Origin of the sequence: Actinoallomurus acaciae (assembly GCF_042429965.1) — a bacterium.
Classification (GTDB): Bacteria; Actinomycetota; Actinomycetes; order Streptosporangiales; family Streptosporangiaceae; genus Actinoallomurus; species Actinoallomurus acaciae.
On record NZ_JBHLZP010000338.1, the window covers coordinates 382 to 9,469 of the forward strand.

7 protein-coding genes and 3 pseudogenes are annotated in these 9,088 nt (G+C 71.0%); 3 read left to right on the forward strand and 7 right to left on the reverse strand.

Annotated elements, in window-relative coordinates; genetic code table 11:
- Nucleotides 1-334, reverse strand: a pseudogene (locus ACFFNX_RS33265) (NAD(P)-binding domain-containing protein); the annotation flags it as partial.
- A 233-nt stretch (nucleotides 335-567) separates the two neighbouring features.
- On the opposite strand from ACFFNX_RS33265, the gene ACFFNX_RS33270 reads away from it, so the two are divergent.
- Nucleotides 568-1,596 carry an esterase-like activity of phytase family protein gene (locus ACFFNX_RS33270; RefSeq protein WP_378209834.1) on the forward strand — a complete coding sequence of 343 codons (1,029 nt, stop codon included), beginning with the start codon at nucleotides 568-570 and terminating at the stop codon, nucleotides 1,594-1,596.
- A gap of 32 nt (nucleotides 1,597-1,628) precedes the next feature.
- Nucleotides 1,629-2,423: an HAD family acid phosphatase gene (locus ACFFNX_RS33275; protein ID WP_378209835.1), complete on the forward strand. Its 795-nt coding sequence runs from the start codon at nucleotides 1,629-1,631 to the stop codon at nucleotides 2,421-2,423.
- A 59-nt stretch (nucleotides 2,424-2,482) separates the two neighbouring features.
- Here ACFFNX_RS33275 and ACFFNX_RS33280 read toward each other — a convergent pair whose 3' ends face one another.
- The 6 genes and pseudogenes from ACFFNX_RS33280 to ACFFNX_RS33305 form a co-directional block, all read right to left on the reverse strand.
- Entirely contained in the window at nucleotides 2,483-4,981 is a 2,499-nt protein-coding gene (locus tag ACFFNX_RS33280) for an ABC transporter permease (protein WP_378209836.1), read from the reverse strand.
- 2 nt (nucleotides 4,982-4,983) lie between these two features.
- On the reverse strand, nucleotides 4,984-5,748 hold the full coding sequence (locus ACFFNX_RS33285; protein ID WP_378209837.1) for an ABC transporter ATP-binding protein: 765 nt from the start codon (nucleotides 5,746-5,748) through the stop codon (nucleotides 4,984-4,986).
- A 220-nt stretch (nucleotides 5,749-5,968) separates the two neighbouring features.
- Nucleotides 5,969-6,238, reverse strand: a complete 270-nt coding sequence (locus ACFFNX_RS33290; RefSeq protein WP_378209838.1) for a chaplin family protein — start codon at nucleotides 6,236-6,238, stop codon at nucleotides 5,969-5,971.
- 117 nt (nucleotides 6,239-6,355) lie between these two features.
- The gene (locus tag ACFFNX_RS33295) at nucleotides 6,356-7,030 is read right to left on the reverse strand and encodes a response regulator (protein WP_378209839.1); all 675 of its coding nucleotides are present in this window, start codon (nucleotides 7,028-7,030) and stop codon (nucleotides 6,356-6,358) included.
- Nucleotides 7,031-7,082: 52 nt separating this feature from the next.
- Entirely contained in the window at nucleotides 7,083-8,297 is a 1,215-nt protein-coding gene (locus ACFFNX_RS33300; RefSeq protein ID WP_378209840.1) for a sensor histidine kinase, read from the reverse strand.
- A gap of 117 nt (nucleotides 8,298-8,414) precedes the next feature.
- Nucleotides 8,415-8,540 (reverse strand): annotated as a pseudogene (locus ACFFNX_RS33305) (RNA-guided endonuclease TnpB family protein); the annotation flags it as partial.
- Nucleotides 8,541-8,731: 191 nt separating this feature from the next.
- Here ACFFNX_RS33305 and ACFFNX_RS33310 point away from each other — a divergent pair.
- A pseudogene (locus ACFFNX_RS33310) lies at nucleotides 8,732-9,088 on the forward strand (SAM-dependent methyltransferase); the annotation flags it as partial.

Consider the following 9,088-nt stretch of genomic DNA (forward strand, 5'->3'; position numbering starts at 1 on the left):
CATGGCTGATGCCGTACGGGCCGCTGGTGTGGACGAGCAGCTTGCCGCGTACGGGCACATCGGTGCCCACCAGCCCCTCGACCAGGGCGGGCAGCGCGTCGTCGGGCACGGTGAACAGGACCAGGTCGGCGGCGGCCACCACCTCGGGCACCGGCAGCAGCGGAACCCCGGGCAGCCGTTCGCGGACACGCTCGCGGGAGGCGTCGGAGACCCCGGACGCCGCCACCACGGCGTGGCCGGCCAGATCGAGCGCCCGGCCCAGTGCCGACCCGACGCGGCCGGCACCGACAACGCCCACGGCGAGGCGCCCCGGGCGCTGGTCAGAAGAGGTCATTCGTGCGTTCCAGTCCTTCACGGGTACCGGACGGTCCGGCCACAGCCTACCCACGCCGACGTGGTGCTCCTCGTGCGCGTACGCACGGCTTTCTTCCGGAGCACGCCCGGCACGGCCGCGGAGCGAGGCGCGGCCGGGAAAGGTGTTACCTGCCTGAAACCAACCAGATCATGCGTATGCGCCAAGTTGATCACTATTGTTTCCGCTGGTCTGATATGAGAGGTGCCCCGCCCATGGGTTTCCGTGCAGCCGCCGCATCCGTCCTGCTGACGGCCTCCCTCCTGCCCTGGACCGCCCCATCGGCCGAGGCCCGCACCGGCACCGCCTGCTCCCCCTGGGTGAACATCAGCGGCTTCTCGGACTCGCTGGACAAGACCACCTTCGATGGCGTCCCCGTCGGGGAGCTTTCGGGCCTCTCACCCGACGGCAAGGGGCGTCTCGTCGCCGTGTCCGACGAGTCGTACCTGTTCACCCTGGACTCGCAGACCGAGAAGCCGGTCTCGGTGCAGCCGCTCGCCGACGAGCGCGGACGGCCGCTGGACTCGGAGGCGGTGGCCGTCGATCGGGACGGGACCCGTCTGGTGACGTCCGAGGTCGAGCCCTCGATCCGTCGTTACTCCCGGAACGGCGAGCTCATCGGCCGCCTGCCGGTGCCGGCCTCCCTCCAGGTCGCGCCCGCCGGTCGCGCCGGGCCGAACCTGACCTTCGAGGGCATGGCCCTGCAGCCCGACGGCCACACCCTCGTCGCCTCCATGGAGGGGGCCCTCGCCGGCGACGGCGGTGACATACGCCGGTTGCAGACCTGGCGCCGCGCAGGCGGCTCGGACGACTTCCGCGTCGCCGCCCAGTACGCCGTCAGCGCCGACGCGGGGCTGGACATCTCCGACATCTCCGCCGCAGGCGACGGCCGGCTGCTGGTGCTCGAACGTGGCTACACCTCCGGCGTCGGCAACACGGTTCGCGTCTACCTCGCCGATCTTCGGCACGCCTCCGACGTCGGCGCCGTCGAGACCGTGACCGACCGGTCCCGCGTCCGGCTGGTCCACACGACCCTGCTCGCCGACATCGCCGACTGCCCGTCCCTCGGCGCCACGGCCGGGCAGCCGCAGCCCAACCCGCTGCTGGACAACATCGAGGGCATCACCGTGACCGGCCGCACCCTCGACGGCCGGCTGCGCCTGCTGCTGGTCAGCGACGACAACGAGAACCCCGAGCAGACGACACGCCTGTACTTCCTCACCGCCCGCCTCCCCCGTAAGTAAGTGGGACCCACGAAAGAACGAAGGAACCGCTCATGGCCCGTTTTCGCCGATCCGTCCGCACCCACGCTCTGACCGCCGTCGCCACCGCCGTCGCCGCCACCGCCCTCTACGGGGTGAGCACGGCGGGCGCCGACGGATCCGTGCCGAGGAGCGACAAGGAGATCCCCAACCTCACGAACGTCGTCAACGAGATCAAGGCGTACTACGGCGACACGACGGACGCCTCCGGCGAGCACCACGCCTCGGCCGACAGCAGCTACGCCAGGCAGGTCGCCGGCATCGAGGCCAAGGCCGGGGCCTACCTGAGGCAGGCCGTACGGCATCCCCGGCCGGGCAGGAAGCCGGCCATCGTGCTGGACGTCGACGACACCTCGCTCCTCACCTACAACTACGAGCTGGAGGTCGGCTTCAACTACACGCCCGCCTCCAACGACGCGTACATCCAGAACAAGAACATGGACGCCGTCTTCGGCATGCCGGCCCTGGTCAACTGGGCCGCCGACCACGGCGTCACGGTGTTCTGGATCACCGGCCGGCCCGAGACGCAACGGGCCGCCAGCGTCCGCAACCTGGCCGCCGTCGGGTACAGGTCGCCCGCCGACACCGCCCACCTCTACCTGAACACCAAGGCGCCGACGTCCTACCTGCCGTGCTCGGCACCGACCTACACGTGCACCACGACCGAGTACAAGTCCGGTACGCGCAAGCACATCGAGTCGCTCGGCTACGACATCACCGCCGACTTCGGCGACCAGTACAGCGACCTGAACGGCGGCTACGCCGGCCGGACCTTCAAGCTGCCGAACCCGATGTACTACCTGCCCTGAGGCCACGAGAGGCCCTTCACCGTACGGTGAAGGGCCTCTCGTGCGTCCCGGCGATCCCCTCAGTCGCCGGCGAGCGACGCGACGATCGACGCCCTGGCCGCCCGGCGGCTGGGGACGAGAGCGGCGATCAGACCCGCCAGGCCCGCGACGAGAACGAACGCGACCACCCGGAGGACCGGGAAGCCGAGGACGGCCCCGTCGGCCACGGCGCTGATGGCGGCCCAGCCGAACCCGGCACCGAGGACGACGCCGAGCAGCGCGCCGATCACGGCCATGATCACCGCTTCGAGCGACAGCATCCACCGCAGCCCGCTTCGGGCCAGCCCGAGCGCCCGCAGCAGCGCCGACTCACGGGTGCGCTCGAACACGGACAGCGTCAGCGTGTTGGCGATGCCGATCAGCGAGATGATGATCGCCAGCCCCAGCAGGGCGCCCACCAGCAGGAAGAGCTGGTTGAAGGCCTTGGTGAACTCGGCCTTCACATCGGCGAGGCTGCCCACCTTCACCATCGGGTACGCCTTGGTCGCGTCGTTGATCACCTGGCGGGACACGTCCGTGGACACGCCCTTCTTGGCCATGACGTAGATCGCCGAGTCGTCCCGGGCGCCGAAGGTGCGGTCGAAGTCGGACTCGTTGATCGTGGTGTCCGGTATCGGGGTCTGGCCGGAGAAGATCGCCACGACGCGCAGCGGGAGCCGCTGCGCACCGCGCGTCAGCGTCACCTGCCGGCCCATGCCCACGCCGATGGTCTTGGCCGTGTCCTCGTGCAGCGCGACGCTGCCCGGGGCCAGGTCGGTGATCGAGCCCGCGACGAGCTTGGGCTTGATCGAACGGCCGAGCGCGTGACCGGAGACCGTGCCCACGCCGGCGTCCCGGCCGTCGACCCGCGCGTCGTCCACGTTCCGTACCTCGATGACGTCGCCCAGCTGCGGTTTCGTGCGCAGAGTCGCGGCCGCCCGCCGGGGGATGAGCCGGTCGCCCGCCGTGGTGAGCTGGTAGTCGACGGGGAACTGCTCGGCGAGCTGGGCGGTCGTGGTCGCCTGCGAGGAGGCCAGCGCGACGGAGAACGTGGTCATCAGCGTGACGCCGACGGTCAGGGCGATGGTGGTGATCGCGGCGCGCTTGGGGTTGCGCCCGGCGTTCTCCCGTGCGAGGCGGCCCGGCACGCCCAGCAGCCGCGCGGGCAGCCAGCCGACCACGCCGCTGAGCCGGCCGACGATGAACGGGCTGAGCACGATCACGCCGAGGAAGATCACCATCGAGCCGGCCAGGACCATCAGGAACGGGCCCTCGCCCGCCTTGGACAGCAGCGCCAGGGCGACGACCCCGAGTCCGGCGAGGGTGATCAGCGAGCCGAGGACCATGCGGACGATGCCCGCGCGGCCCTTGACCGGGCCCTCCGCCTGGGTGCGCAGTGCGGCCACCGGCGGTACGCGGGTGGCGGCCCGGGCCGGCAGCAGGGCCGAGACGAGCGTGATGGCCAGGCCGACCACGAGACCGACGACGACCGGTGTGACCGACACGGTCACCGGCGCGGACGAGCTGTTGTCGACGGAGCCGAACAGCGTGGCGCCACCGGCGCCCAGCCCCACGCCGGTGAGCACGCCGAGCGCGGAGGCGACGAGGCCGACGATCGCCGCCTCGGCGAGGACCCCGCGGAACACCTGGGCCCGCGTCGCGCCGACGCAGCGCAGCAGCGCCATCTCCCGCGTCCGCTGGGCGATCAGGATGTTGAACGTGTTGTAGATGACCAGCGCCGCGACGAACAGCGCCACGATGGCGAACGCCAGGAAGAACGCCGTCAGGTCGCCGGTCGACAGGCCGGAGGACTTGGACAGCCGGTCGGCGAGCTGCGCGCTGGTGAGCACGTCGTACGATCCGCCGGCCGCCCGCGCGACCGCGTCGCGCAGCGCAGCGTCGCTCGTGCCCGGCGCGGCCTTGACGTCGATCTCGGTGTAGTCGTGCTCGCCGGTCATCGCCGCGGCGGTCGCGGCCGTGAAGCCCACCGCGCCGCGGTAGCCGACCTCCTGGTCGACGCCGAAGTCCACCAGTCCGGAGACGGTGAACGAACGCGGCCTGCCCTGCCGGTCGAGCACGGAGACGGTGTCGCCGACCTTGTAGCCGTTGCGCTGCGCGGTCCTGGTGTCCAGCACGACCGCTCCGGGACCGGCCGGGGGACGGCCGGACCTGATCTGGTAGCGCTGCAGAGCGCCGGTGGAGACGGACACGCCCGCCGTGCCGCTGTCGCCGAACACCTTGCCGTCCTTGCCGACGAGCGGGGCGGTGCCGCGGACGAGGCCCTGGGCGTCCTGGACCCCGGGCACTCCCCGGATCCGGGAGAGCAGCGCGGCCGGCACGGTGTCGTCGCCCCCCTTGGGCCGGACCGCGACCGAGACCTTGTCGGCGGAGACGGTGAACTGCTGGTCGAAGCCGGCCCGCATCGTGTCGGTGAGCACGAACGTGCCGGACACGAACCCGACCCCGAGAGTGATGGCCAGCGCGGTGAGGATCAGGCGTACCAGGTGGGCGCGGAGCCCGGCCAGAGTCGTCTTCAGCACGGTCAGACCTCCAGCCGCTTCAGCGCGTCCAGCACCGTGTCCGGCGTCGGCCGGGCCAGCTCGGACCTGATCATCCCGTCGCGCAGGAAGACCACGCGGTCGGCGAAGGAGGCCGCCACCGGGTCGTGGGTGACCATGACGATCGTCTGGCCCATCTCGCGCACGGACGAGCGCAGGAACCCGAGCACCTCGGTGCCGGAGCGGGAGTCGAGGTTGCCGGTCGGCTCGTCGGCGAAGATGACCTCGGGACGGTGCAGGAGGGCACGGGCGCAGGCGACCCGCTGCTGCTGACCGCCGGACAGCTCGCTCGGCCGGTGCGAGAGACGGTCGCGCAGGCCGACCGTGGCGACGATGTGGTCCATCCAGGCCCGGTCCGGCTTGCGGCCGGCGAGTTCGAGCGGCAGCAGCATGTTCTGCTCGGCCGTCAGCGTCGGCACGAGGTTGAAGGACTGGAAGACGAACCCGATCCGGTCCCGGCGGAGCCGGGTGAGCTGCCGGTCGGACAGCCCGGTGATCTCCACGTCCCCGAGCGTCACCGAGCCGTGGTCGACCGTGTCCAGGCCGGCCAGGCAGTGCATGAGGGTGGACTTGCCGGAGCCCGACGGTCCCATGATCGCGGTGAAGGCCCCGCGGGCGAACGCCACCCGGACCCCGCGCAGGGCGTGGACGGCGGCGTCCCCGGAGCCGTACACCTTGGTCACATCGGTGGCGACGACGGCCGGTGGGGCATTGACGGCGGTGCTGATCACGGGTGACTCCTCGGTCATGGGCCCTCCTCCGTCGGGGGAGCGACCACGGGGCGCGTCTTCGGTTCCCTCGCCCCGCCCGGTCATGGGCGGAACGTGATCAAAGCTAGGGACGGCCGGGCCCGCTGCCATCGCCCTCGCGGCCATCGTCATGTCGGTCCGCGCGTTGATCCGAGGTGCGACCTGAGGAGTACGAAGACCCCCGCGCGGTCGTCCGCGCGGGGGTCTTCGCGTGTGGTGGTCAGGAGTCCCAGGGGGTGAAGCGGCGGTGGTGGTGCAGCCCGTATCCGACCGATGCCCCGCCGCGGCATCCCGCGCTTGCGCCCCCGATGACCGCGACGGCGTTGCCGCAGACGTTCACCGGGATGGAGATGGGCACGATGACCTGGTTGCCGGACAGGATGCCGCCGTCTCCGCTGGTGTTGACGTCGGCGTTGGCCGGTGAGGCCAGCACGAGGGCGCCGGACATGGCGGCCGCGACCACGCCGGCCGCGGTGAGCTTCTTGAGCACGTGAATCCTCCCGTACATGGAGATTCGCGACCACGCGTGACGTGGCCGATACGTACGGTAGTTATCCAGGGACTCTCAGCCAATGGCAATGGAACGGCCGGTCGCGTGATGCAATCGTTACGCTTCGTGACTATTCTGGCCACTTTTGATGAGGCCCGTCTCGTATGCGAAGACCACGGCCTGCACCCGGTCCCGCAGGCCCAGTTTGTTGAGAATGCGCCCGACATGCGTCTTCACGGTCGCCTCCGAGACGTACAGCGTCCCGGCGATCTCGCCGTTCGACATGCCGCGTGCGACGAGCTTGAGGACCTCGGTCTCACGCGCCGTGAGCGACTCCAGGGCCGCGTCGCCGGCGCCGTCTTCGTCGGGGATCTGCTCCACGAACCGGTCGATGAGCCGGCGCGTGGTGCTCGGCGCGACCACGGCGTCGCCGGAGCTGACCGCGCGGATCGCCTCGATGAGCTGCTCGGGCCCGGCGTCCTTGAGCAGGAATCCGGCCGCGCCCGCCTTGAGCGCCGAGAAGGCGTACTCGTCCAGGTCGAACGTGGTCAAAATGATCACCTTGGGGCTGCCGGGGCGCGAGCAGATCTGCCGGGTCGCCTCGATGCCGTCCATGCGCGGCATGCGCACGTCCATCAGCACCACGTCCGCCGAGGTCGCGCGCAGCACCTCCAGCGCCTGCAGCCCGTCGGACGCCTCGCCCGCGACCTCGATCTCGGGCTGGGCGTCGAGCACCATCCGGAACCCGGTGCGGACCAGCTCCTGGTCATCGACCAGCAGCACCCTGATCACGCGTCCTCCTTCGCCGGGGAAGCGTGCTCACCGGTTCGCTCGCTCCGCGCACTCACGGCGCACCGACCTCCTGTTTCGCCGGGGCCTCGCGCACCGGCATCCGCGCGATGACCTCGAAGCCGCCGCTCCGCGCCGGCGCGGCGGTCACCTCTCCTCCGTACACCGCGACCCGTTCACGCATGCTCACCAGGCCGTGGCCGCGTCCGTCCGAGAACGTCGCGCCGCGTCCGTCGTCGCGGATGCGTAGTTCGACCGCTCCGTCACCGTAGTGCAGTTCGACCCGCGCGGTGGCCGAGGGGCCGGCGTGTTTCATGACGTTGGTGAGGGCCTCCTGCGCGATCCGGAAGATGGCCAGTTCCATGCCGCCGGGCAGCGGGACCTGCGCCCCGCCGATCGCCAGCTCGACCGGCAGCCCGGTGGAACGGATCTGTTCCACCAGGTCCGGGAGCGCGTCGACGCCGGGCTGCGGCGCGAGGGCGGCCTTGCCGTCGCCCTCGCGAAGGACGCCCAGCATCCGGCGCATCTCGGTGAGCGCCGACCGTCCCGTGGCACCGACCGCCTGCATCGCCCGCTTGGCGCGCGCCGGGTCGGTGTCGATCGCGTACGAGGCGCCATCGGCCTGGATCACCATCACGCTGATGCTGTGCGCGATGACGTCGTGCATCTCACGGGCGATCCGGGCGCGCTCGGCCGCGGCGGCCACCTCGGCCTGCGCGTCGCGTTCGCGTTCGAGCCGGCGTGCGCGCTCCTCGAGGCTGAGGGTGTACTTGCGCCGCGTGCTGATGTACAGGCCGCACAGCCAGATCGCCCCCAGGCCGATGGAGTCGGGGCTCAGTTGACGCCACGTGCCCTGAGGAGTGGACTGGTGGATCAGTCTCCAGATCAGCAGGACCAGGCCCAGCTCGTTGACCAGCAGGACGGCCAGCGCCCACCGGAAGGCGCACTGCGCCGCGACGGTGTACATCGCGACGAGCAGCGCGAGGTCGAAGACGGCGATGTTGACGCCCATGAGCCACTGGATGAAGGCCACCGCGGCGATCACGGCGAACACCGCACGCGGCCACCGGCGCCGCCAGATCAGCGGCAGGCACAGCGCGACGGCCAGCGCGACGTTGAGGAGATACGGGGTCTGCTGGGGGAGGCCGTCCGACGTGGTCGCGATCCACCGGCCCCGAATGATCACCGCGAGCGCGCCGATCGGCAGCATGAACAGGGTGTCGACGAGCTGTTGGTGCCGTCTCAGCCAGGCGAACAGTCGGGGGACCATCGGCCAAGCGTAATCATCGTCCGATTCGGCACGCGTCGGTCCCGGGTCGGAGCCCGCGTACGACTCGGGGAGCACGCGAGACGGTCAGGACCACCCCCGGAGGCAAGGACTGCGCCGCCGGGATTTGAATCGGGGGTAGCGGGCACGCCCGGCGGAAAAGTTCACGAACGCCGCGTGCCGATGCCGGAGCGTCTGCTGGAGTGGCACGCTGGATACCTCGGTTGAGAACGCCAGGTCCGGGTCGCGTTCCAGCTCGGTCGGACGGCTCGCACCTGTGGCTCGTTCGCATGTTCGAAGGTCTGGCAGGCGCCACCAGATCAGCAACGGGGAACGACAGAAAGGAACGGAAAGACGGTTATGAACGCTTCGTGCCCGGGGCTGCCCCGGATACGCCAGGTCGCCCCTGGGAGACCGGAACCTCTCCGGACCTTCCAGTGAGTCAGGTCGGATGGCGGACGGCGATGGAGCACGCGCTGTACGGGGCGGAGGGCTTCTACACACGGGGCGAACGGCCGGCGGCCCACTTCCGCACCTCGGTGCACGCCTCACGTCGCTTCGCCCACGCGATGGCACGGCTGGTCACCGAGGTCGACGACGCGTTGGGCGGGCCCGCGCGGTTCGACCTCGTCGACGTGGGCGCCGGCTCGGGCGAGCTGCTCGCCGAGATCCACGCGACGGCCGGGCTGGACGGCCGTCTGCGGCCGATCGCCGTGGAGGTCGCCCCGCGCCCCGCCGGGCTGAGCCCGGCGATCGAGTGGCGCGACCGGCTGCTGGAGACGGTCGCCGAGCAC

Coding starts and splice junctions, on each gene's coding strand:
- ACFFNX_RS33300 (WP_378209840.1), bottom strand. CDS start 8,297: ATGGTCCCCCGACTGTTCGCCTGGCTGAGACGGCACCAACAGCTCGTC.
- ACFFNX_RS33275 (WP_378209835.1), top strand. CDS start 1,629: ATGGCCCGTTTTCGCCGATCCGTCCGCACCCACGCTCTGACCGCCGTC.
- ACFFNX_RS33270 (WP_378209834.1), top strand. CDS start 568: ATGGGTTTCCGTGCAGCCGCCGCATCCGTCCTGCTGACGGCCTCCCTC.
- ACFFNX_RS33285 (WP_378209837.1), bottom strand. CDS start 5,748: ATGACCGAGGAGTCACCCGTGATCAGCACCGCCGTCAATGCCCCACCG.